Origin of the sequence: Tenuifilum thalassicum, assembly GCF_013265555.1 — a bacterium.
Classification (GTDB): Bacteria; Bacteroidota; Bacteroidia; order Bacteroidales; family Tenuifilaceae; genus Tenuifilum; species Tenuifilum thalassicum.
Window position 1 is genome coordinate 830,250 of record NZ_CP041345.1, and the last position, 24,979, is coordinate 855,228.

The 24,979-nt window shown below is 38.9% G+C and carries 21 protein-coding genes; 15 read left to right on the top strand and 6 right to left on the bottom strand.

Annotated features, from left to right (window positions below; all coding sequences use genetic code 11):
* Positions 1–123: 123 nt before the first annotated feature.
* From FHG85_RS03405 to FHG85_RS03420, 4 genes are all read left to right on the top strand, one after another.
* Positions 124–1,977, top strand: a complete 1,854-nt coding sequence (locus tag FHG85_RS03405; protein WP_173073011.1) for a 2-oxoacid:acceptor oxidoreductase subunit alpha — start codon at positions 124–126, stop codon at positions 1,975–1,977.
* Between the two features lie 2 nt (positions 1,978–1,979).
* Entirely contained in the window at positions 1,980–3,008 is a 1,029-nt protein-coding gene (locus FHG85_RS03410; protein WP_173073013.1) for a 2-oxoacid:ferredoxin oxidoreductase subunit beta, read from the top strand.
* Between the two features lie 358 nt (positions 3,009–3,366).
* The gene (locus FHG85_RS03415) at positions 3,367–5,832 is read left to right on the top strand and encodes an OmpA family protein (protein ID WP_173073016.1); all 2,466 of its coding nucleotides are present in this window, start codon (positions 3,367–3,369) and stop codon (positions 5,830–5,832) included.
* Positions 5,832–6,395, top strand: coding sequence for a GNAT family N-acetyltransferase (locus FHG85_RS03420; RefSeq protein WP_173073018.1), 564 nt, complete (start codon positions 5,832–5,834; stop codon positions 6,393–6,395). The genes FHG85_RS03415 and FHG85_RS03420 overlap by 1 nt, the downstream gene beginning before the upstream one ends.
* A gap of 2 nt (positions 6,396–6,397) precedes the next feature.
* Here FHG85_RS03420 and FHG85_RS03425 read toward each other — a convergent pair whose 3' ends face one another.
* The gene (locus tag FHG85_RS03425) at positions 6,398–7,858 is read right to left on the bottom strand and encodes an aminotransferase class V-fold PLP-dependent enzyme (RefSeq protein WP_173073020.1); all 1,461 of its coding nucleotides are present in this window, start codon (positions 7,856–7,858) and stop codon (positions 6,398–6,400) included.
* A gap of 4 nt (positions 7,859–7,862) precedes the next feature.
* The gene (locus FHG85_RS03430; protein WP_173073022.1) at positions 7,863–8,330 is read right to left on the bottom strand and encodes a type I restriction enzyme HsdR N-terminal domain-containing protein; all 468 of its coding nucleotides are present in this window, start codon (positions 8,328–8,330) and stop codon (positions 7,863–7,865) included.
* A gap of 213 nt (positions 8,331–8,543) precedes the next feature.
* Between FHG85_RS03430 and FHG85_RS03435 the strand changes: the two genes are divergently transcribed.
* The 5 genes from FHG85_RS03435 to FHG85_RS03455 are packed head-to-tail and all read left to right on the top strand — an operon-like array spanning position 8,544 to position 12,301.
* Positions 8,544–9,314 carry an AMP nucleosidase gene (locus tag FHG85_RS03435; protein ID WP_173073024.1) on the top strand — a complete coding sequence of 257 codons (771 nt, stop codon included), beginning with the start codon at positions 8,544–8,546 and terminating at the stop codon, positions 9,312–9,314.
* Between the two features lie 9 nt (positions 9,315–9,323).
* Entirely contained in the window at positions 9,324–10,370 is a 1,047-nt protein-coding gene (gene holA / locus FHG85_RS03440) for a DNA polymerase III subunit delta (protein WP_173073026.1), read from the top strand.
* Positions 10,367–10,984: a rhomboid family intramembrane serine protease gene (locus FHG85_RS03445; protein ID WP_173073028.1), complete on the top strand. Its 618-nt coding sequence runs from the start codon at positions 10,367–10,369 to the stop codon at positions 10,982–10,984. Before holA ends, FHG85_RS03445 begins: the two co-directional genes overlap by 4 nt.
* Entirely contained in the window at positions 10,977–11,441 is a 465-nt protein-coding gene (locus FHG85_RS03450; RefSeq protein ID WP_173073030.1) for an NUDIX hydrolase, read from the top strand. Before FHG85_RS03445 ends, FHG85_RS03450 begins: the two co-directional genes overlap by 8 nt.
* Positions 11,441–12,301, top strand: coding sequence for an aminotransferase class IV (locus tag FHG85_RS03455; protein WP_173073032.1), 861 nt, complete (start codon positions 11,441–11,443; stop codon positions 12,299–12,301). The genes FHG85_RS03450 and FHG85_RS03455 overlap by 1 nt, the downstream gene beginning before the upstream one ends.
* Here the strand turns inward: FHG85_RS03455 and FHG85_RS03460 are convergent.
* Complete coding sequence (locus FHG85_RS03460) at positions 12,293–12,892, bottom strand: YqgE/AlgH family protein (protein ID WP_173073034.1); 600 nt, start codon at positions 12,890–12,892, stop codon at positions 12,293–12,295. The genes FHG85_RS03455 and FHG85_RS03460 overlap by 9 nt on opposite strands.
* A 186-nt stretch (positions 12,893–13,078) precedes the next feature.
* Here FHG85_RS03460 and nhaC point away from each other — a divergent pair, with 186 nt between their 5' ends.
* Entirely contained in the window at positions 13,079–14,575 is a 1,497-nt protein-coding gene (nhaC, locus tag FHG85_RS03465) for a Na+/H+ antiporter NhaC (protein ID WP_173073036.1), read from the top strand.
* 81 nt (positions 14,576–14,656) lie between these two features.
* Here the strand turns inward: nhaC and FHG85_RS03470 are convergent, their stop codons facing one another.
* Positions 14,657–17,071 carry an alpha-ketoacid dehydrogenase subunit alpha/beta gene (locus tag FHG85_RS03470; RefSeq protein ID WP_173073038.1) on the bottom strand — a complete coding sequence of 805 codons (2,415 nt, stop codon included), beginning with the start codon at positions 17,069–17,071 and terminating at the stop codon, positions 14,657–14,659.
* Positions 17,072–17,248: 177 nt separating this feature from the next.
* Between FHG85_RS03470 and FHG85_RS03475 the strand changes: the two genes are divergently transcribed.
* Complete coding sequence (locus FHG85_RS03475) at positions 17,249–17,491, top strand: hypothetical protein (RefSeq protein WP_173073040.1); 243 nt, start codon at positions 17,249–17,251, stop codon at positions 17,489–17,491.
* A gap of 11 nt (positions 17,492–17,502) precedes the next feature.
* Positions 17,503–17,691: a hypothetical protein gene (locus tag FHG85_RS03480; protein ID WP_173073042.1), complete on the top strand. Its 189-nt coding sequence runs from the start codon at positions 17,503–17,505 to the stop codon at positions 17,689–17,691.
* On the opposite strand, the gene FHG85_RS03485 is transcribed toward FHG85_RS03480, so the two are convergent.
* Positions 17,688–18,686 (bottom strand): FAD:protein FMN transferase, encoded by a 999-nt coding sequence (locus FHG85_RS03485; RefSeq protein ID WP_173073044.1) that lies wholly within the window; start codon positions 18,684–18,686, stop codon positions 17,688–17,690. The genes FHG85_RS03480 and FHG85_RS03485 overlap by 4 nt on opposite strands.
* Before the next feature lie 92 nt (positions 18,687–18,778).
* On the opposite strand from FHG85_RS03485, the gene FHG85_RS03490 reads away from it, so the two are divergent.
* The 3 genes from FHG85_RS03490 (at position 18,779) to FHG85_RS03500 (ending at position 23,757) form a co-directional block, all read left to right on the top strand.
* Positions 18,779–21,772 (top strand): PEP/pyruvate-binding domain-containing protein, encoded by a 2,994-nt coding sequence (locus FHG85_RS03490; protein WP_173073046.1) that lies wholly within the window; start codon positions 18,779–18,781, stop codon positions 21,770–21,772.
* Between the two features lie 165 nt (positions 21,773–21,937).
* Complete coding sequence (gdhA, locus tag FHG85_RS03495; protein WP_173073048.1) at positions 21,938–23,275, top strand: NADP-specific glutamate dehydrogenase; 1,338 nt, start codon at positions 21,938–21,940, stop codon at positions 23,273–23,275.
* Positions 23,276–23,343: 68 nt separating this feature from the next.
* A complete protein-coding gene (locus FHG85_RS03500; RefSeq protein ID WP_173073049.1) occupies positions 23,344–23,757 on the top strand; it encodes an OsmC family protein in 414 nt (137 codons plus the stop codon).
* 44 nt (positions 23,758–23,801) lie between these two features.
* Here the strand turns inward: FHG85_RS03500 and fabD are convergent, their stop codons facing one another.
* A complete protein-coding gene (gene fabD / locus FHG85_RS03505; RefSeq protein ID WP_173073050.1) occupies positions 23,802–24,686 on the bottom strand; it encodes an ACP S-malonyltransferase in 885 nt (294 codons plus the stop codon).
* Positions 24,687–24,979 lie beyond the last annotated feature (293 nt).

Below are 24,979 nucleotides of genomic sequence, written 5' to 3' on the forward strand. Positions count from 1 at the left end.
AAAACGTTTGCTGAATGTAAAAAAGCCTAATTTTGTAAAATAATTTAACAAAAAACAACAAATTTAAAGGTCTGAAAAACAGGTAGATAATGTTTTTCGGGTTAAAAACAAAACAGCATCTTTATGGATAAACAAAAAAGTGTCCAAGAGCTGGACGAGGTAGTAGTTCGATTTTCGGGTGATTCCGGCGATGGCATGCAGCTTACCGGAACCCTTTTTGCCGATGCATCGGCGCTTTTTGGTAACGATGTTAGCACCTTTCCAGATTATCCTTCCGAAATTCGTGCACCACAAGGCACGGTAGGTGGCGTATCTGGTTTTCAGGTACACTTTGGAAATAGAAAGGTGAATACTCCAGGTGACTACTGCGATGTGCTTGTAGCCATGAACCCTGCAGCCCTTAAAGCAAATGCGAAATGGGTTAAAAAAGGGGGAATTATTATAGTAGATGTTGACCAGTTTAACGAAAAGGGTTACCAGCGCGCTGGTTACAAAACCTTCGATGCTGAGACCGAACTTAATCTGCAGGATTATAAACTCATTTTTGCGCCAATCACTAGCCTAACAAAGGAAAGTTTAAAAGATAGTGGGCTTGATAACAAAAGCATAGTTCGGAGTAAGAACATGTTTGCTTTGGGTATGGTTTACTACCTTTTCGAAAGAAATATGAACTTTACTGAGAGGTTCTTCGAAAAGAAGTTTGCCAAAAAGCCTGAGATTGTTGAAGCAAACAAAAAAGTTCTTCATGATGGATACAACTATGCTGCTAACATACAGGCAATAGCAAATAAGTATGAGGTAAAGCAAGCAGAAACACTGCCCAAAGGTAGGTATCGTAATATAAGTGGTAACACAGCAACAGCATGGGGGTTAATTGCAGCAGCCGAAAAGGCAGGGCTACCTTTATTCTGTGGCTCATATCCTATTACCCCTGCAACCGAGATATTAATAGAGCTTGCTAAACGCAAAGATTTGGGAGTGAAAACTCTTCAGGCTGAGGATGAGATTGCTGGTATTTGTACTGCAATTGGAGCGTCCTTTGCAGGTAATTTTGCTGTAACAACTACTTCGGGCCCAGGTCTTTCTCTTAAGTCCGAAGCGCTTGGATTAGCAGTAATGACTGAGCTACCACTTGTTGTGGTTGATGTTCAGCGAGGAGGCCCATCAACCGGATTGCCCACAAAAACGGAACAATCGGACCTAATGCAAGCTCTGTGGGGTCGCAACGGAGAGGCTCCTATGGTTGTTATTGCAGCAAGTACACCAAGTAACTGCTTCGATTATGCCTTTATGGCTGGAAAAATAGCCATGGAGCATATGACTCCTGTAATGCTCTTAACCGATGGTTACATTGCCAATGGTTCTGAACCTTGGAAAATTCCAAGCATGAAGGATTACCCAGAAATCAAGCCACCTATTGTTCCTGAAGGTACTAAGGATTACATGCCTTATGCACGCGATGCTGAACGACTTGCTCGCGGATGGGCACTCCCTGGGAAAAAGGATATTGAGCATCGTTTAGGTGGTTTGGAGAAAGATTTCTTAAAAGGCACAGTATCGCACGATCCTATTAACCACCAGAAAATGGTTGATATTCGTGCTGAAAAGGTAAAACGTGTTCAGGAATATATTCCAGAACAAGAGGTGTTTGGCGACAAAGAGGGTGAACTTCTTGTTGTAGGTTGGGGTGGAACATATGGACATCTTTACGATGCGGTTAATGAAATGCGTAAAGCCGGGAAAAGCGTATCGTTATGTCATTTCAATTATATTAACCCACTTCCTAAAAACACTGGCGAAATCTTTTCAAAGTTTAAAAAGATAGTTGTGTGCGAGCTAAATCTTGGCCAGTTTGCTAACTATTTGAGAATGAATTTTCCTGAGTACAAGTATATGCAATATAATAAAGTGCAAGGACTACCATTTACCGTAGTGGAGCTTGTAGATAAATTTAACCAAATTTTGGAGGGTAAATAGCCATGGAAGAACAATATACAAATTACACCCCACAGGATTTTAAGAGCGATCAGGAAGTACGTTGGTGCCCAGGTTGTGGCGACCATGCCATACTAAATGCAGTGATTAAAGCGCTTCCCGAGGTTTCGAAAGAGCTTAAGTACGATATGGAGCGCTACGTTTTTGTTTCGGGTATTGGTTGTTCTAGTCGCTTCCCATACTATGTAAATACTTTCGGCTTTCATGGCATTCATGGTCGTGCTGCTGCCATTGCTACAGGTGTAAAAGTTGCTAACCCAACTTTAAGTGTATGGCAGGTTTCGGGCGACGGCGATGCATTAGCAATTGGAGGAAACCATTTTATTCATGCTGTTCGTCGTAATATCGATATCAACATTCTCTTATTTAATAACCAAATTTATGGTTTAACAAAGGGGCAGTATTCTCCCACATCACCTTTAGGAGCCATTACAAAGACTTCGCCTTATGGAACAGTAGAACACCCATTCCGCCCAGGAGAATTGGTAATTGGTGCTCAGGGTAAATTCTTTGCTAGGTCTCTTGATGTCGATGTTAAGCTTACAAAGGAAATACTAGTTGAGGCTGCTAAACACGATGGAACCTCAGTGGTAGAAATACTTCAAAACTGTGTGATTTTTAACGACGGTGCATATAGTCATATTACTGATAGAGAAAATCGTGAGGATAGGGTTATTGTGCTCAGGCATGGCGAGAAGATGATTTTTGGTAAAAATCGAGATAAAGGTCTTGTTCTTAGCGGTCTCAGTCTAAAAGTTGTTAAGATTGGTGAGGGTGGCTTCACCATGGATGATATCCTTGTTCACGATGCATATAACCCAAACCCTGGTATCCACATGATGCTTGCCAACATGCAATACCCCGATTACCCAGTTGCACTTGGTGTTATTAGAAATGTGAAGGACTCAACTTACGACGATAACGTTCGGGATCAGGTTCTTGAGGTGATGAAAAATTCTAAAATTAAATGCGTCGACGATTTACTCAACAGTGGTGATACATGGGAGTTGTAGTGTTCTTTTAATAGATAATTTACAGGCTGTCTCTCAAAACCGAGACAGCCTTTTTTATAATTCATCTGTGCTATTTGTATTCTCATTGTTCATGATATCGTATTTTCTACTGTATCAGTAGAATTTTAATTCGAACTAGCTTACCCGATTAAAATTAATTAGTAAACAACCTTAAGAACTATTGCCTGATTAAACTATTAATTTAAAAAATAGAAACCTGTAAAACATCTGTATTTGATAAGGAGTCAATAATTTTAGTGTCTTAAAGTTATAAATAACATTAGTTTATTTAGTTAATAAATGCTAAATTAGCTTAGAAAATATTTTTAAGAATTTAAGATGTAAATGCCAAAGTCGTATGGTAAAAAAGTTCGTAAAGTATATTCTGTTAGTTGTGGCAATGGCCAGCTTTGGAATAGTTCAGGCGCAAGAGAGCTTTAAGGAGCTATTTAACGATGCTGAATACTATTTCTTTTTAAAGGATTATAAAGAAGCCCTACCTTTATATAATAAGCTCTACTCGCTTGATTCCGCCAATTCAAATATTATATACAAAATAGGTTTGTGCTACCTGAACATTCCAGGCTTAAAAGAAAAAGCAATTCCATATCTTGAAAAGGCTAGCCAAAATATAAGTAAATGGTATAGAGAAGGATATTACCGGGAGAAGAATGCTCCCCTTGATGTTCTTTTTTATTTAGGGCAGGCCTATGAAGTAAACTTCCAATTTGATAAGGCTTTGGAAGCGTATAAAAAATTCAAAGAGAAGATAGAAGTACGCGATATTTTCAGTCTTGACTATGTAAACCAGCAAATAAAAGCTTGTGAGATTGCCAATGACTATATTTCTCGACCTATTACTTTAAAAACGGAGCACCTAAATCTTTTTAAGAATACTCGTAAAAGTTGTACATATCCTGTGGTTTCGGGCGATAGGCAAACTATGGTTTTTACGGTAAAAGAAAAATTTTATACTGCTGTTTACTACACAAAATGTGTCGATGGGAAGTGGGAAACGCCTAAGAATGTAACCCTTGACCTTAGGGTTGAGGGCGAGCTCTACACTACTTCGCTTAACTATTCTGGCGATTACTTAATTATTTTTGTAAATGAAATTACATCAGGAAATCTTTACTACTCTACCATTAAAGATGGGAAATGGCAACCAGTGAAAAAATTGCCATCACCAATTAATTCAAGAGATTGGGAGACATTTGCCTCGCTTTCGCCCGATGGTAAGCAGCTTTACTTTACCTCGAATCGTAAAGGAGGATATGGGGGTATTGATATCTATGTTTCAAATCTTATGCCCAATGGAAAATGGAGTGAGCCGGTAAATCTTGGCCCTCAAATTAATACAGCATACAACGAGGAGTCCCCAATTCTTTGCCCTAATGGCAAAACGCTTTACTTTGCATCACAGGGGCATAATAGCATGGGTGGCTTTGATATTTTTTATTCAAGTAAAATAGGCGATGGCGCATGGAGTGTGCCTACTAATGTTGGGTACCCCTTTAATACGCCCGACGACGAATACTTCTTCTTCCCTGTTGATTCCTTAACAGGCTACATGCCTATGGTTGTTGAGAACCAGTCTAGTATTTATGAGATATATAAGGTAAGCATTTATCCAAGTATTGCTAAGAAAATAAAGCTGTTTGGAAACGTAAAACTTTCAGATAATGCCGATGTTAAATCCGATAGTATAACCATTTTGGTTAAAGATACATCCAATAATACAGTTGCCATGGCTTTGCCTCTAAATGATGGAAGTTATAGTGTTGATATTAAGCCTGGAACGTATAAGATTTTTGCATCGAGTGAGTTCTATATTATGGATACGCTCATGCTTAATATCCCTTTAACCTATAATCAGGAGAAGTATCCACTCGATCTTAATTTAAGAGCTAAGCCTACAACAAACGAGGAGGTTATCAAGTTTAACTATATACTTTTTGATTTCAACAGCTATGAGTTGAAACGTGAAGCCCTTTTTGAACTAGAAAAGATTTATAAGCTGATGATAGATTACCCCGATTTGTATATTGAAGTTATTGGGCATACCGATAGCAAGGGTGCTCCAGCTGTAAACCTTTTACTTTCGGCACGAAGAGCTAATGCTGTGGTAGAGTATCTGGTAAATAAGGGCATTGATGAAAAACGTTTCGTTGTAAGAGGTATGGGGTCGATGGTTAGCTTTGCAGCCAACACTAATCCCGATGGTTCCGATAATCCTCATGGTAGAAAACTAAATAGAAGGGTTAGCATACGCGTGTTCAATCCAAACAAAAATATTAAGATTGAGTACGTTGATATACCTGAGCACCTTAAGCCCCAAAACCAAAAGTATACCATAATGTTATCACCCATAAATGACACTATCTCGCCAGAGCTGGTTAAACGGATTGAGAAGTTTTTCGACTTTAGGTTGAGAGAGTTTAAAATTGGATCGAGAAGCATCACTTGTATGGGTGTATACGAAACAAAGGCCGACGCTATTCAAGACTTAAATACGATTATCGACCTGGGTGCCACACGTGCAATGCTGATTAATGAAGATGAAATGCAACGCTTTATTACAGCCTTGCAAAAAAATGTCATTACCCAAAAAACAGTATTTACAATTCTGGTTGCTACTAGCGAGATTCCTCTTACCCAAGACTTCTTTAGAGGTTTGTATGTTACAGAGGAAGTCGGCGATGATGGTATTTATAGATATTACTACGGGCTTTTCGATAGCAAGGAGAAGGCTAGTAAAATGCTTGAAAATGTTAACTCAATGGGATATCCCAATGCCATCCTAGTTAAACTTAATAAAAGGTGATGAACAACATTCTAGAGAGTAGCCATGTGAAGTTGCGTGCTCCAGAGCCCGAAGATGTTGATTTGCTATACTCTTGGGAGAATAACATGGAGATTTGGACTGTTAGCAATACCTTAACTCCATTTTCAAAATATTTACTAAAAAAGTACATCGAAACATCACACCTCGACATTTGGGAGTCAAAGCAGTTAAGGCTAATTGTGGAGGCAAAAGATCAGAACTCGTTAATGAATGTACCTGTTGGATTGGTTGATCTTTTTGATTTTGATCCTTTCCACTCAAGAGCAGGTGTTGGTGTGCTTATTGCTCAAAAAGAGAATCGTAAAAAGGGGTATGCAACAGAAGCGTTAAAATTATTGGTGAGGTATTCATTTGAGATTTTACAGCTTAACCAGCTTTATGCAAATATATCGTCGAGTAATGAGGTGAGTTTAAAACTATTCCAGAATTTAGGCTTTACGGAGGTTGGAGTTAAAAAGGCTTGGTTGAAAGTTAAAGGAGGTTGGGAAGACGAGGTTATGCTTCAGTTATTGAACCCTAAACCCCGAATTCCCAAAAGTTAGAGTTAAAGAATAAAATGTTCTTCAACGTTTTTCCATAGCTCTTCTGCCTTAGGATTTTTATGGCAGAATTCGTTTGTTTGCTTGCAATAGGTGTAGTCTTTTTCCCATTCCTTACCCTTTTCAGCAATCTCTGAAAGGGCGTTAGCTATGAATTCAACCTCTTGGTTTGTGGTTGTAGGATGAAGCGACCAACGTATCCATCCTGGTTTTTCAGAGAGGTCGCCTTTATTTATTAGCTCGGTAATTCTATGCGATTGCTCCTTGCTAACGTGTAGTAAAAAATGACCATAAGTGCCAGCACACACGCACCCACCACGCATTTGTATTCCATACCTCTCGCTTAGCAACTTAACTACCAGGTTGTAATGCAGGCCATCAATGTAAAAGGATAAGGCTCCAATCCGATCCAAACAATTATCGGCAAGGATACGCAATCCTTTAATATCTTTAATCTTGCTAAAAGCAAGTTCAACAAGTTCCTTTTCACGTTTTTCAATGTTCTCAACACCCATTTGCTCCTTAAGCCTAATGGCAAGAGAACTTCTAATAGCCTGGAGAAAGCCCGGCGTTCCTCCATCTTCCCTGCGTTCAATGTCGTCGATGTACTTATATTCACCCCAGGGGTTAGTCCAATCGACTGTTCCTCCGCCTGGGTTGTCTGGAACCCTATTCTTGTAAAGATTTGAGTTGAAAATAAGTACACCCGAAGCGCCTGGACCTCCTAAAAACTTATGAGGGGAGAAGAAAATGGCATCTAGCTTAGCCATGGGATCTTCGGGATGCATATTTATTTCGACATATGGAGCTGATGCAGCAAAATCAACAAAGCATAGGCCACCAAATTCATGCATAATTTTAGCTAGCTCATGATAAGGTGTTTTTATACCTGTAACGTTGCTACAAGCTGTAAATGAGCCTATTTTCATAGGTCGATCTTCGTATTTTTCAAGTGTCTCTCTTAGCTTTTGGGGCGATACAAGTAGGTTTTCGTCGGGTTCAACTACCACTACCTCTGCAATCGTTTCGTACCATGAGGTTTGATTTGAGTGATGCTCCATGTGTGTTACAAATACAACAGGGCGCTCCTTAGGATTCTCAAATACAAAACTTTTGTTTTTAAGCCCTAGAATTCGCTGAAACTTGTTAATCGATGAGGTCATTCCAAAACCAGAGGTCACAATTACATCCTCGGGTCCAGCATTTACATGACGTTTAATCTCCTTTAGTGCGTAGTGGTATGCCTCTGTCATGAATTTCCCTGTGTAGCTGCTTTCGGTATGCGTGTTTGCAACCATTGGTCCAAATAAATGCAGCATCTTTTCTTCAATTGGCCTGTATAGCCTACCGCTTGCTATCCAGTCGGCGTAAACAAGCTTTTGTTCTCCATAAATTGTTTTATAGGTGGCATCAATTCCTACAATATTTTTTCGGAACTGGTCAAAATGTTTTTCTAGGTTGCTCATAGTGCTACTTTATTTTTATAGTCAGGTTGGGAAAATTATCTAATACTTTCCATTTATTTTCTGTATCAACTTGTAAAACAATATGTTTGATCCCATTCGATATTAACAGATATTCGGCCTGTAATATGTAATTGTACCTACATATTTGATCAACAACATCTTGCGATATTTCAACACTTGGTGCTTTGCACTCTACTATCATTAATGGGAAACCTTCACGATTATAGACTACAATATCAGCTCTATGGTTTACTTTGTTGTAGTTAAAACCTACCTCAACACCTATTAAACCAATAGGAACGTTTAAATCATATACAAGATAGTGAATGATATGCTGTCGGACCCATTCTTCTGGAGTAAGTGTGATAAATCGTTTTCGAACAATATCAAAAATCAACCTATTCCCGTTCTGTTTTTTTATTCGGAACTGGTAGCTAGGCAGATTTAACTTATTGTTTAGAGAATTGCTCATGGAGCAAAATTAAAAATTTATTAAAACGGAAAGTTTTTGCTAGCCAATATTAAACTTTGTATACACTACTAAAATTAGCGATATAGGCAGAAAAAATCACTATTTGGATTGATGAGTAATATTTATAATGTTTAAAAACACTATTTTTAGATTGAACGAATAGCAGTATCTTTGCCGAAATATACTTGTTGATAACATTAAAAAAGTACTGGTATGAAGACGAAAGAAGAAATTGTTCAAAATTGGTTGCCGAGGTATACCGGTCAAGCTCTTGAAGATTTTGGATCACACATCTTGCTAACAAACTTTAGAGGCTATTTGGAGTACTTTGCAAATTACCACAATGTTCCCATTGTAAACCCAAATGCAAACATGCCTTGCGCTACAGCCAATGGCATAACCATGATAGATTTTGGAATGGGTAGCCCAAATGCTGCAACAATAATGGATTTGCTTAGCGCAGTTAAGCCTAAAGCTGTATTATTTTTGGGTAAATGTGGTGGATTAAAAAAGAAAAATAATGTAGGTGATTTTATTCTTCCTATTGCTGCCATTCGACACGAAGGAACATCAAACGATTATATGCCACCTGAGGTTCCGGCTCTTCCTGCGTTTACACTTCAAAGGGTAGTTTCATCAACTATTCGTAACCACAACCGTGATTATTGGACAGGTACTGTTGTTACTACAAACCGAAGAGTTTGGGAATACGACGATAATTTTAAGGAGTACCTTCGCCGCACTCGTGCCATGGCTATCGATATGGAAACAGCTACTATTTTTACTGTTGGTTTTTACAACGAGATTCCTACTGGCGCTTTACTACTTGTTACTGACCAGCCAATGATTTCGGAAGGTGTTAAAACAACTGAAAGCGACCAGAAGGTTAATTCGCTTTTTGTTGAGGAACAAATTCAAATTGGAATTGAATCGCTAACACGTTTGATTAATAATAGTCAATCGGTTAAACATCTGCGTTTTTAAAATATAGTTATGGCCAAGCAAAGTCAGACAGTTGAGGCTTTTAATCGTATCATGGGCGAACTAAAGAACAAAATTTATAAGCCCATATATTTTCTGACAGGCGATGAGCCATATTTCATCGACAAAATTGCTGAGTACATTGAGCATAATGTGCTCAGCGATTCCGATAAAGCATTTAATCAGACCGTTGTGTATGGCCGAGATACAACGGTAAACGATGTAATAAATGCGGCTCGTAGGTTTCCTATGATGTCGAACTACCAGGTTCTTATTGTCAAGGAAGCCCAAAATATCAAAAATCTTTCTGATTTAGAGATTTATCTTAAAACACCACTCGAATCTACAATTTTGGTAGTATGCCATAAATTATCGTCCGATGGTAAAAAGCCCAGTTCAAAGCTATCGGGCGTGATTAAATTGGCCAAACAGAAGGGTGTTGCTTTTGAGTCGAAAAAGTTTTACGACTACCAAATTCCAGATTGGATTATAGGCTATCTCAGTAGTAAGGGCCTAAAGATTGACCCTGTTGCTGCTAACCTACTTGCAGAGTTTGTTGGTAATGATTTGAGTAGGATTGCAAAGGAACTCGATAAGCTAATCATAACCCTCCCTCCTGAAACTAAGCAAGTCCAACCTGTTGATATTGAGCGGAATATTGGTGTTAGCCGTGATTTTAACCGTTTTGAGTTAACCAAAGCCCTTGGTGAAGCAAACTTTGCTCGTGCCTATAAAATTGCAGATCATTTTGCCAAAAATCCTAACGCAAACCCATTTGTGCTTACTATTACCGCAATATACCAGTATTTTGTAAAAATTCTAAAGTATCATTTACTCCCCGATAAGAATAAATCGTCGGTGGCTAAGGCGCTTGGAGTTCATGAGTTCTTTGTATCGGAATATGAAAGGGCTGCAAAGCGTTATCCTGCAGGACGTTGTGTTAGCATTATCCATTTACTTAGCGATTATGATATGCGCTCAAAGGGGGTAAACAATAGCTCAACCGACCATGGTGAACTATTAAAGGAGTTAATCTACCTTATTGTTTTTGGCCGATGACTTACCTTATCATTCTTATAACTGTTTTAGTCTCAGTTGCAGCATTTAACAATGGCCATCTTTTTGATCAGCTGCTTCTTAATCCTTATCGTGTATTAAAAAAGAATCAGTGGTATAGGTTGCTTTCGCATGCATTTGTTCATGCAAACTTTTTGCATCTGCTGGTGAACATGATAGTACTTTTTTCGTTTGGTAGGTACGTTGAGTCTATTTTTTATCAGCTAAAAGCCGCTGGTACTATATCGTTTGTTCAGCCACACTTTTTAATACTATACTTGGGTGCTGCAATAGTAGCTACTTCAACAACTATTGTAAAACATCGCGATGAACCATATTATAAAAGTGTTGGCGCATCGGGAGCTGTTTCTGCTATCGTATTCTTTAGCATTTTTTTTAACCCATTAGAGAAACTCTACCTCATGGCTGTAATTCCAATCCCTGGTATTGTTTTTGCCATTGCTTATTTACTTTATACAACATACATGGCACGGAAGGGAGCAGGTAATATTAACCACGATGCACATCTTATTGGCGCACTATTTGGTTTTGTTTATCCTATTCTGATTAATCCAAAGTTGTTCCTATTCTTTTTAAAACAGCTTGGCATTGGCTAAAAGATTAAATGAAAGTGCTGCACAAATAGCTGTGCATGAGAACTGGTTAGCAACCAACAAAGTTGCTTTAGTATCTATTTTGGCAAGAATGAATGGGAAATGGTTATGGGTAAGAAATAGGCAACGGGATTCGTGGGAACTTCCTGGTGGACACATTGAGTTGGGCGAAACTCCAGAAAAAGCAGCTGAAAGAGAACTGTTTGAGGAAACTGGAGCTATGGAATTTTCAATGCGCCCTCTTTTCGATTATACCGTTAGGTTAGATGGTGCAACTAGTACGGGAAGAATGTTTTTTGCAAAAGTAGGTTCAATTGGTCAGCTCCCAGAAAGCGAAATTGGCGAGGTGGCTGAATTCAATTTGATGCCCAAAAAGTTAACCTATGATAGGGTTCAGCCCTATCTGTTTGAACTGGCAATTCAATTTATAAAAGAACATGGAATAAAACTGGTAGAATAATGCAAAATAGATATATCTGGTTAAACGGAGAGTATCATAAAGCCGATGCCCACGTTTTAAAAGCATCAAATAGGGCGTTTCATTATGGCGATGGTCTTTTTGAAACCATTCACTGCTATGGCACAGAGCCCCTTCATATCGATTTACACTATGATAGATTAGCCAAGGGATTAAGAATTCTTGAGATTGAATTATCCCAACTATATACTCCAAAAAAGTTCAAAGAAATCATAACAAAGCTACTTAATAAAAATAGACTGTTTGGAAGCACTAGGGTTCGGATTACTGTTTTTCGAGATGGGGAAGGATTTTACACCCCAAAAGGTAATAGTGCATCAATCTTAATTGAATCACAGCCGCTACAAAGCAAGCTCTATGAATATAACCAACAAGGTTTGGTAATTGATATTTACAATGAAATTAAAAAGCCTATTAATATTCTCTCTCCCGTAAAGAGCTGCAACTCTTTGCTATACGTAAAGGCGGGGTTGTATAGGCTTAAGAAGGGGTTAGATGAGTGTGTTGTATTAAATGAGAAAGGGAGAATTGCCGAAAGCATCTCGTCAAATATTTTCATAGTTAAAAAGGGCGAGATATTCACACCAGGAGTGGGCGAGGGGTGCATACCTGGTGTAATGCGTAAGGTTGTTATCAATCTTGCAAAGAAAATTGGGTATAACGTTTATGATGATGTTGCAATTAACACAAAGGTATTCAATAATTGCGATGAAGTCTTCTTAACTAATGCTATTACTGGAATAAGATGGGTGTTAGGAGTAGGAATTAACAGGTATTTCAATACTCTTAGCAAGAATCTTAGTGCTGAGCTAAATAAGCAAATTCTAAACCAGCTAGTTTAGCGTTGGATTTTCGGGGTAAATGCTCCAAACTTTGAACTTTTCACCTAGTTGTTGAACTGCAAAATACCAGTTATCATATACTCCTTTCATGATACCCCTTGCAGGGAACTTTGCCACCAACCATGAGTCCTCGTTTATTTCTTTTTCGAGCTGCTTGGGCCCCCAACCAGAGTAGCCAATGAATAGTTTAAGGTTTTTATTATTTACCTTTCCTGCAATAGCAAGATCTTTAAGCGTATTAATATCGCCATTCATAAATATTCCATTACCCAACGGGAAGCTATTAGGGATTTCATCGCCAAAAGTGTGAATAAAATTAACCATATCAGGGCTAACAGGACCACCAACCGAAACCTCAATGTCAATATCAGGAAAATCAATTATAATCTCGCTTAGGTTAATGTTAAGTTTTCGGTTAAGTATGAAGCCCATGCTTCCATTTTCATCGTGCTCAACAAGGAAAATTACGGTTCTTTTAAAGAAGGGATCGTTTAACGAAGGCTGGGCTATTAGAACCCTTCCTCCTTTAGGAGGAATTTTGGAGTATTTGATATCGAATAAGTCTATATTCAACTCATTACCTTTAGCCATTTTGAACCTCCTTTGGTTTTTTACATCTTTCAATTTACTAAAATTATGCCAAAAATGAAAATTTTAGCTAGTTATAATGGCTAGAACTTTATGACTTGGCGAAAGTTGTGCTATCTGAAATAATTATTTCTTAGCTATTTTTTAATGTGATTGAAGATATTTACTATTTTCGAAAAAAATGGTAAAATGAGAAGACAACCTAAAATAGTCCATGGAATAATACCTATTGCTTTTTTAATTCTTTTTCTGACACTTAATGTCATCTATTTTGGCGATGATACCCTTTCAGGTGCAAACCAAATCGCTTTGTTGCTGGCGTCAACTATTGGTGCGGCAATTGCAATAAGTTTAGGGCATAAGTGGGCCTACATAAGGGAAATCATTGTAAAAACTATAGGTTCTTCAATGCCGTCAATTCTAATATTGATGCTCATTGGCGCGCTTGCTGGAACGTGGATGATTAGCGGAGTGGTTCCTACATTAATATATTATGGGTTAAAAATTTTAAATCCCAAAATATTTCTCTTTGCAACTGTAATAATTTCGGCTTTAGTATCCTTAGCAACTGGAAGTTCATGGTCTACAGTTGCAACCATTGGAGTTGCATTGCTAGGAATTGGGAATGCATTAGGTTATAATCATGCAATTATTGCAGGTGCAATTATTTCTGGGGCCTACTTTGGTGACAAAATGTCGCCTTTGAGCGATACGACTAATCTTGCCCCAGCAATGGCTGGAACCGATCTATTCACCCATGTCAAGTATATGGCTGTTACAACGGTACCGTCTATCAGTATTACTCTTATCATTTTTCTTATTATTGGGTTTGGGTATCATCCGGAAGGAGCTGTTGAAGTTGATTCCACTCTTAATTCTTTAAAATCAACTTTTAACATAACGCCTTGGCTGCTTCTAGTACCCATCTTTTTAATAGCTGTAATAATTAAAAAAACGCCTCCATTACCATCAATAATGCTAGGAACACTGATGGGGGGAATCTTTGCGCTAATTTTTCAACCACATATAGTAGAACAGGTTTCGGGTGTTTCCAATAGCTATGCCGAGGCAGGATATATTGCTGTAATGAAAAGTATGTTTGGGAAAGTTTCCGTTGATTCAGGTAATGCTCAGCTGAACGAACTTCTTACCACAAGGGGTATGATAGGTATGTTGAATACAATTTGGCTTATAATCACAGCCATGATTTTTGGAGGTGTTATGGAATCGGCGGGTTTGCTTGTTAAAATAACTGAGAGCATTATAAAATTTGCAAAGTCCACTGGATCGTTAGTAGGTTCTGTTGTTGCTTCTTGCCTGTTTTTTAATGTAACGGCTTCCGATCAGTATATTTCAATAGTAGTTCCAGGTAGAATGTTTGCCCGAACCTTCCGAAAACGTGGATATAAGCCCGAATTGCTTAGTAGAACGCTTGAGGATTCTGGTACGGTAACTTCTGTGTTAATTCCATGGAATACTTGTGGGGCCACTCAGGCTGCAGTACTTGGCGTTCCAACTTTTAGCTATGCGCCTTATGCTTTTTTTAATATTATAAGCCCATTCATGAGCGTTTTTATTGCCTCAATTGGATATAAGATTAGGCGTTTCTCCGATGAGGAAATGGAAGCAATTAGACAAGAAGAGGTTGAAGAGCAGAACCTTGAACTCAAGTTCGAGCAGGATTAATCCTTTTTAAGTTAATATAGTTTCAAAAAAAGGGCATAGAAGATTGTTGCTTGCTATGCCCTTTTAAATTTGAGTTGTCAGCTAGAAGAGTTTTGGGTATCGTTTAGGATTTACCTCGTGCATTAGCTCGTAAATACCATCAAAAACATCTTCGGCGTTTGGATTTGAGAAATAGTCGCCATCGCTAGTATATGCAGGGCGATGTTCCTTTGCAGTAATCGTTTTTGGAGGTGAGTCTAGGAACATATAACCATTTCGCTCCTCTAGGACTTTTTGCATCATATATGCAGTAGCGCCTCCAGGTACATCCTCGTCGAAGAATACTACACGGTTTGTTTTCTTAATTGAATCAAGGATTATATTTGGTAGATCGAACGGGAGTAAGGTTTGAACATCAATAAGCTCAACCGATATTCCAAATTCCCAAAGTTGTTCAACGGCTTCTTGAGCAATTCTAACGTTGCTACCATAGGTTAGCAGGGTGACATCGGAGCCCTCTCTCAGTATTTCGGGAACGCCTAACGGGATTTTGTATTCACCGATGTTTTCAGGGCGTTTTTCCTTTAGACGATATCCGTTAAGTGGCTCAATTACAAGAGCAGGGTCATCGGCTTCAAGCAAGGTGTTGTAAAAGCCTGCCGCTTGGGTCATGTTGCGCGGAACGCAAACATAAACGCCACGAATGGAGTTAATAACCATGCTTAAGGGAGAACCAGCATGCCAAACACCTTCGAGCCTATGCCCTCTGGTTGTGATGATTAGTGGTGCCATTTGCCCACTTTTTGTACGCCAGCGGATAGTGGCCAAGTCGTCGCTCATGGTTTGAAGTGTATAGAGCAGGTAGTCAAAGTACTGTATTTCTGCAATTGGTCGCAAGCCACGAAGTGCAGCTCCTAGGCCCTGGCCTAGAATAGTTGTCTCTCTGATACCAGTATCGGTGATTCTTATTTCGCCGTATTTCTTTTGTAAACCTTCGTAGGTTTGGTTTACACCACCTATACCACCAACATCCTCGCCAAATACTACTATCTTTTTATTCTTTTTAAACTGTGCATCCCAGTTGTCGCGAAGAATCTCGCGTCCTGCTACCATGGGTGAGTCTTCTTTAAAAATAGGAGCAACTCCCTTAACCTTCCATGCTGCACGTTCGGTTTCGCAGTATAGATGTGAGCTATACTTATCGTAACCTTCTTGCATATTTCTTTCAATCCATGCCGTTAAATCGGCCTGTAGCTTTTCGCGGATGCTACAATCGGAGCACACATGCCTTAAAATTTGTTTAGCTGCGCTGATATTATCTTTTCTAATTGGATTTGGTATGGCTTTAAGCTTTTCGGTAATCAATCCAACCTTATCCACATGCTCACGCTTACACATGCACGAGCGGTTATCGATAATTTTAATTAGCTCATCGCGCTCCCTTTTAATTGGATCTGAGTATGCTTCCCAAGCCTTTTTGCGTGCATCTTTGGCATCGGATTGCGCCTTTGCTTCAATCTGATCTAGTTCACTTGTATTAGCGTAACCATTCTCCAAAATCCAATTGCGAAATCTTAGGTTGCAATCAAAATCCTTTTCCCATTGTAGACGCTCAGGCGATTTATATCTCTCATGCGAACCTGAAGTGGAGTGCCCTTGCGGCTGTGTTATTTCTGTTACATGAAATAGTACGGGTACATGCTCTGTTCTTGATTTTTCAACTCCCTTGGTGAAAGTTTCAATTAGTGCAGGGTAATCCCATCCCTTAACCTTATAAATGTGAATGCCGTTAACATCCTTTTCTCCTTTCTCAAAGCCCTTTACAAGTTCGGAAATGCTCCCTTTGGCTGTTTGATAGTCTTTTGGAACAGAAATTCCATAACCATCGTCCCAAACGGCTAAAACCATAGGAACTTGAAGAACTGCCGCTGCATTTAAGGTTTCCCAGAAGTGCCCCTCCGATGTGCTAGCATCGCCAATTGTACCAAAGGCAACTTCGTTGCCCTGATTGGTAAACTGCTTAAGCTCCCATAGCTCCTTGTTCTGCTTAAAAAGCTTCGAGGCCCATGCTAGCCCTAATAGCCTAGGCATCTGTCCGGCTGTTGGCGATATGTCTGGCGTGCTATTTTTTTGTTTTGTAAGATCTTTCCAAGTTCCATCAGGATTTAAGCTACGGGTTGCAAAGTGGTTGTTAAAGGTTCTACCTGCGTTGCCTGGATTAAGGTTAACATCGGTTTGTCCGTAAAGCTGAGCAAAAAATTCTTCGGCCGAAAAGATTCCTGCGGCCATCATAAAGGTTTGGTCACGATAGTAGCCCGATCGCCAATCGCCATTTTTAAATGTTTTGGCTAATGCGATTTGTGCAAGCTCCTTTCCGTCGCCAAAAATCCCAAACTTGGCTTTGCCTGTTAGTACCTCTTTACGTCCTAGTAGGCTGATATTCCTACTTAAATGTGCAATGTAATAATCGTTTAATATTTCGTCTTTTGATAGATTTAATTTTTTACTAGTGCTCATTGTACAATTTTATTGAGTTTCATCATCTAAACAAAAATGGGTTCGAAATGTTTTGATTTGAGCTGATAAATGAATTTTTATTAAATATTATTGTAATAGTAAACATTACCAGAATGATGTTGTTGTTTATTTGGTTGTGAATTGTAACAGGAGTATTTTTGTAAAAATTTTATATCGATGTTAACACTCAAATTAATTCTTGTTGCTGCAGCAATATTAGGGATCGCATTACTTGGGATGGCTGTAAGAATTATCTTTCATAAAAGCCATAAGTTCCCCGAAACATCTGCAGGACATAATAGGGAACTTAGAAAGCGTGGTGTTACCTGCCCTCGTCATGAAGAGATTAAGTGCTGGGGAAAAAATGGTAAGAATGCCGATTGCGCTACCTGTTACGAGCACGCCCGTGAGGTTGTTTAAAAAATTAAATTATGATGCCAATTTTAAAGCTAGTTCTAGTAGTTGCCGTGCTCTTGGGCTTTGTGTTCTTAGGGTTATCGCTTAAAATAATTTTCAAACGTCGTGAGCCTGGATGTAACGATTCCGATCCAGGCTATTCGTGTGGATGTGGTGGAGGTTCAAGTTGTAGCGCAAATGATGCAAGTAAGGGAATTGGCTAAGGAGTTATTCTTTTTTCAAGGCCTTTGCTCATCCATACCTCATATTTGCCATCTGGAGTGGAGTAAATAAGATATACATCGATATCTTTCTCTTTTTCTACAAATGCCTTTGCCCATTCTAGTCCTTTAACCATAAAGGCGGTGGCTAATCCATCGGCAATGGTTGCATTAGGTGCAATAACTGTTGCACTTAATAGGCTGTTTAGCTCAGGAAATCCTGTTTTTGGATTGATGGTGTGAGAATATTTTTGCCCATCTACTTCAATAAACTTTCGATAATTCCCCGATGTGGCAAGTCCAAATCCTGAACTCATAGTGACCTTTACCTGAATGTTTTCGCCTGGGAGAGCCGATTCAATAGGCTTATCAATACCAATAATCCACTCTTTGCCTCTAGGGCTGATTCCATTTGCAACTATTTCGCCACCTACTTCAACCAGGTAGTTTTGTACGCTCTTCCTTTTGAAAAAGTCTGCAATAACATCAACAGTGTAGCCTTGTGCAATGGCATTAACATCAATCTGAATAAGGCTATCCTTTTTGATTAGCCTGTTTCCTTCAACCGAAATTTTATCCATTCCAATAAGATGCTGCAACGATCGTATTTTGGCGGAATCAATTCCTTGGGTTTTATCGGGTCCAAATCCAATAGCTCTAATTACTGGTCCAACGGTTATGTCAAAAGCACCTTCGGACTTCCTGTAAATATCGAACGATGCATTAATAACCTCTTTTAAAAGGTTATCGATGCTATCGGTTTGGTTGCTGTTTATTTTACTGATTAGTGAGCTGGCATTATATATCGACATTGATTGGTCAATCCTGTTAAGGATGGAATCAATCTGAGGCCTAAAGTCTCTGTTCAGAGAATCGTAATAGGTAATGCTAAATGTGGTTCCTTGGGTAAAACCTTCAATATGAGTATAGTTGTTTTGTTTCTTGTTGCATGCAAATAGGGCAGCAAGCAGAATAATAATCAGGCCAATCCGTTTCATATCTATATATTTTTAAGCAAAAGTACAGCATTTAGCCAACATCTGAAATTCCATTTGGATTCATTTTTGTAAATTGCCCAAAATTTATGAACATGTTGAATTTGTTAGGTGATCAATCGTATTTAAATTCTTATCAGCTTGATATATATGACACATCGTTCGACAAGCTGATGCAGAAACGCATATACAAGGTTCTACTTATTTGCAGTAGCTACGATGCCTTTTTATTGGAAGAGGATGGTAGAATTGATGAGCAGATTTTTAACGAGTATGTATCGCTAAACCTCAGATATCCCCCAGTATTCATTCAGGCTAGAAATGCGCGCGAAGTTTTAAAAATATTACAGGAGGAGCATATCGATTTAATCATATCGATGTTAAATGTGGGTGAGATAGACACTTTCAAACTAGCCAAAATGCTAAAGGTACGTCATCCCTCAATTCCTATTGTTGTTCTTACTCCTTTTTCTCGCGAAGTTTCGCTTAGGTTGCAGAACGAAGATTTAAGCGCTATCGACTATGTTTTTTGCTGGTTGGGGAATGCCGATCTTTTGGTTGCCATAATAAAGCTTATTGAAGATAGAATGAACGCCGACCACGATATTTTAGAGATTGGTGTTCAGTCAATTATTTTGGTGGAGGATTCAATAAGGTATTACTCTTCGTTTTTGCCTAATATCTACAAAATAATTTTTAGGCAGGCACGCCAATTTATGACCGAAGCCCTTAATGAGCATCATAGGATGCTGCGAATGCGAGGTCGTCCTAAAATACTTCTTGCCACAACCTACGATGAGGCTATTGAATTATATAATAGGTATAAGAGCAATGTTCTCGGTGTTATCTCCGATATTAGCTACAAGGTTAACAACCGCCGAGATCATTTAACTAAAGCTGGTTTGCAGCTTTGTAGGCAAATAAAATCCGAAGATCCAAATATACCTTTCCTTCTACAATCGTCGGACATTTCCAACAAGGTATATGCCGATGAACTTGGGGTTGGTTTCTTACACAAATACTCTAAGTCATTTAGCTATGAGCTGAAGAAATATATCTTAGACAATTTTGGCTTTGGTGATTTCGTTTTTAGAGATCCCGATACAAATGCTGAAATTGCAAGAGCTTCGGATTTGAGTCAGCTGCAAAAGCTAATTCAAAATATTCCCGATCGTTCTCTTGTTTACCACTCAAGTAGAAACGATATCTCGAAATGGTTAAATGCTCGTGCCATCTTTTCCATTGCTCAGCTGTTTAAACCGATGCGGCTTAAAGATTTTAAATCGATTGACGATGCGCGTAAATTTATTTACTATGCTATATCGGCATATCGCTTGAGCAAGGGGCGAAGCATTATTGCAAAGTTCGATCGCGATACTTTCGACGAATATAAGTTTTTCTCCCGAATAGGCGATGGCTCAATTGGAGGCAAGGCGCGTGGCTTAGCGTTTGTAAATCAAATTATCCGTAAGTATAACCTTTTCAGTAAGTTCGACGATACCATTATTACAATTCCCAGAACGGTAGTGCTAAGCACCGATATATTTGATGAGTTCATGGAGTCAAACGATTTGTACTCCATTGCCCTGCAAGAAGTTGATGACGAGGTAATACTCGATGCTTTTTTAGAAGCTAAACTACCAGATAGGGTTAAAATAGATCTTAAGAAAGTAATTTCGGTTTTTCAACGCCCATTAGCTGTTCGCTCATCCAGCAAGTTGGAGGATTCACATTATCAGCCATTTGCGGGGATCTACTCAACATACATGGTTCCCCATTCCGACGATCCTGAATTTATGCTGGTTTTGCTTGCAAAGGCAATAAAGTCGGTATATGCTTCCGTTTTTTATAAGGCTAGCAAGGCATACATGAATGCTACGCAAAATGTGATTGACGAGGAGAAAATGGGGGTAATTATTCAGGAGATTTGTGGCAATCAGTATGGTAATATGTATCTACCAACCTTATCGGGTGTTGCCCGTAGCATTAACTTTTATCCAATAGGCTCTGAAAAAACTGAAGATGGAATAGCAAACATCGGTTTTGGCTTGGGTAAGCTAATAGTTGATGGTGGGGTTTCGCTCCGATTCTCTCCTAAGTATCCTAAAAAGATCCTTCAGCTTTCATCAGTTGAGATGGCCTTACGCCAGACACAAAAGAATTTTTATGCCTTGAATGTCGATCCAAATTCCTTTGAGCCGAAGGTAGATGATAGCATGAACCTATTTAACCTAGATATCAAGGAAGCAGAGTCGATTCCCGATTTTAAACTGATTGCATCAACTTACGATATGCATTCTGGAATTCTTAGAGATGGTTACTTTGATGAGGGATTAAAACTTGTAACATTCGCTTCCATTCTTAAGCATAATACTTTCCCCCTTGCAAAAATTATTACAGAGCTTTTGGAAATTGGTCAAAGGGAGATGAATAACCATATCGAGATTGAATTTGCTGCCAACCTAGCGCCTACAGACGGAATGCCTAAGTTATTTAACTTTTTGCAAATCAGGCCAATCGTCGATAGCGACCAATCGGAGCTTGTAGAATGGGAACATATTGATATTAATAAGTCAATACTTTACTCTAAGTCAGCCTTAGGACATGGTAAAGTGGAGGGCGTTTACGATTTTGTATATGTTAAACCAGATACCTTTAATCCCGCACATACTAAACTAATTGCTCAAGAACTTGATGAGGTAAATAAGCGTTTTATAGACATGGCGCGTAACTATGTGCTGGTGGGGCCTGGTAGATGGGGAAGTAGCGATCCTTGGCTGGGCGTGCCAATTAAATGGTCTCAAATCTCGGAAGCAAGGGTCATCGTAGAGGCTGGGTTGGAGAATTTTAGAGTTGATCCTAGCCAAGGAACCCATTTCTTCCAGAACCTTACATCTTTTAGAGTTGCTTACCTTACGGTTAACCCATACCTAAAAGATGGAATTTACGATATAGATTTTCTAAATTCTTTGCCTGCTTTCTATGAGTCAGAGCATTTAAGATGGGTTCGATTTGACAAACCGCTTACTATTCAGGTTGATGCCAAAAGTAATCAGGGTATTATTTTAAAACCTGAATGGCTTAAATAGGTTTTAAATTTTAAGTTATTGCCCAAAAAAATGTTTAATATCATATTTTTTAATGTCATTTTTCTTTTGAAATATCATTTTAATAAATCAAATTTGACAAACTTTTAACACGGGAATTTACTCCCATTTAAAACAAAGGTTAATTAACTAAAAACAGTTAGCGCAATGAATGTAAATAAATTAATGGCTGAGCTTGAAGCAAAACACCCAGGTGAGGTGGAGTACCTACAAGCTGTTCGTGAGGTTTTAGAGTCAATTGAAGAGGTTTACAACCAGAATCCACAATTTGAGTCGGCTAAGATAATTGAGCGCATGGTTGAGCCAGATCGCATCTTCATGTTTAAGGTGCCTTGGACCGATGATGAAGGTAATGTTCACGTAAATCTTGGTTACCGCGTTCAGTTTAATAATGCAATTGGACCTTACAAAGGTGGTCTTCGTTTCCACCCAAGCGTAAATCTTTCAATTTTGAAGTTCTTAGGTTTTGAGCAAATCTTCAAAAATGCTCTTACCACACTTCCTATGGGTGGTGCCAAAGGAGGTAGCGATTTCAATCCTAAAGGCCGTAGCGATGCTGAAATTATGCGTTTCTGCCAATCGTTTATGCTAGAACTTTGGAAGCACATTGGCCCTGAAACCGATGTACCTGCCGGTGATATAGGTGTTGGTGGTCGCGAAATAGGTTTCCTCTATGGAATGTACAAGAAACTTGCAAGCGAAAACACTGGCGTTCTAACAGGTAAAGGTATTAACTGGGGTGGATCATTAATCCGTCCTGAGGCTACTGGTTTTGGTGCTACTTATTTTGCTCAGGAAATGCTTGCTACTAAAGGTATGTCGTTTGCTGGTAAGCGTGTTGCCCTTTCTGGTTTCGGTAATGTTGCCTGGGGTGCTGCTCTTAAGGTAACTGAGCTCGGTGGTAAAGTTGTTACCATTTCTGGTCCTGATGGTTATATTCTTGATGAGGACGGAATTAGTGGCGAAAAGATTGACTACCTACTTGAGCTTCGTGCTTCGAACCAGGATATCGTTGAGCCTTATGCTAAGAAATTCCCTAACGCTAAGTTCTTTGCTGGTAAGCGTCCTTGGGAAGTTAAAGTTGACGTTGCTATGCCTTGCGCAACTCAAAATGAGCTTGGTAAAGAAGATGCCGAAGCTCTTGTTAAGAATGGCTGCGTTTGTGTAGCAGAAGGTGCCAATATGCCTTGTACTCCTGAAGCTATTGAAGTTTTACAACAAAATAAAATCTTATTCGCTCCTGGTAAAGCTGTTAATGCTGGTGGTGTTGCTACCTCTGGTCTTGAAATGACTCAAAATAGCATGAAGCTAAGCTGGTCTCGCGAAGAGGTTGATGCTCGCTTACAGCAAATCATGAAAAACATACATGAGGCTTGCGTTAAACATGGTACCGAAAAGGATGGTTACGTTAACTACGTTAAAGGTGCTAACATAGCAGGTTTCTTGAAAGTTGCAAATGCAATGTTAGATCAAGGAATTCTTTAAATCTAAGTTTTGATATACAGTTTATTAAGGGCTCTTTTTGGAGCCCTTAATTTTTAAAACTTACTAAAATGGGGAAAACATCAACAATTATTTATAAAGGTGATTTAAGAACCGAGGCAACTCATACTCGTTCTGGCGTTACCATTACAACCGATGCTCCTGTTGATAATCAGGGAAAAGGCGAATGTTTTTCGCCTACCGACTTACTTGCAACCTCACTTGGCGCATGTATGATAACCATTATGGGAATTGCTGCCCAAACACATGGATTCAATATTGATGGAACTAAGATTGATGTTGAGAAAATTATGGGGACCAACCCTCGTAGAGTTGTTGAGGTTGTTATCGATTTATATTTCCCTCATAATAATTACACGGAGAAGGAGCGTAAACTAATTGCAGCAGCTGCTAATGAGTGTCCTGTTGCTCAAAGCTTGCATCCTGATTTAAAACAAACCTTCCGGTTTCACTTTCCAGAATAAAAAAACGCCCCTGAGGGCGTTTTTTATTGAGACTCTATGATATACTACAAACTTTGTTTACTTTCTGCTTCTACTTCTTTACTTACTTTCTTAATAAGTCCCTGAAGTACATTGCCTGGACCAAGCTCAATAAAATGTGTGGCGCCATCGGTTATCATATTCTGTACGGTTTGGGTCCAACGTACAGGTGCAGTAAGCTGAGCAATTAGGTTCTTCTTTATCTCCTCTGGGTTAGTTGTTGGCTTAGCATTAACATTTTGGTAAATTGGACAAACAGGAACATTAAACTGAGTATTATTTATTGCTTCCTCAAGTTCCTTGCGTGCAGGCTCCATCAGTGGGGAGTGGAATGCACCACCAACTGCAAGTTTGAGCGCTCTCTTTGCACCCGCTTCCTTTAACTTTTCACAGGCCAAGTCAATTCCTTCAATAGAACCAGAGATGACAAGCTGACCAGGACAGTTGTAGTTTGCAGGAACTACAACCTCATCTATAGACGCACATATCTCTTCAACTTTATTATCATCTAATCCTAACACTGCAGCCATTGTTGAAGGTTGAATCTCGCATGCCTTCTGCATAGCCATTGCACGTGCATAAACTAGTTTCAGCCCATCTTCAAAGTTCAAGGCTCCTGCTGTAACCAATGCAGAAAATTCACCTAATGAGTGGCCTGCAACCATTTCTGGTTTAAAGTCATCACCTAACACTTTGGCTAAAATAACTGAATGTAAGAAAATAGCAGGCTGGGTTACTTTTGTTTGTTTAAGATCTTCGGCGGTACCCGAAAACATTAAATCGGTAATTCTGAATCCTAAAATTTGATTAGCCTGTTCAAAAAGTTCTTTTGCAATGGGAGAGTTATCGTATAAATCCTTTCCCATGCCTACAAATTGGGCACCTTGTCCTGGAAAAACATATGCTTTCATAGTTTTTTGTTATTGTTAAGCATTGGCAAATGTAAAGTAATTTTATTTTTTCACATAATGAATGTGTTAATTGTTAGGTGTATGCTTTTACAATATAAAATGCATTTAATAAAAACAAATCAGAAGAAATTTCTAAAAAGATGTATAACAAGTAGATGTGACAGGAGAATGATATTTAAAATCAGGGTCATATAGAAAAAAAAAAAAAAAGTTTGGCTATTTAAAAAAAACAAAATAGTTTTGCAATGTAAACAAGAGTAAAAGTGAAAAATATCTATCTACATATTATTTCC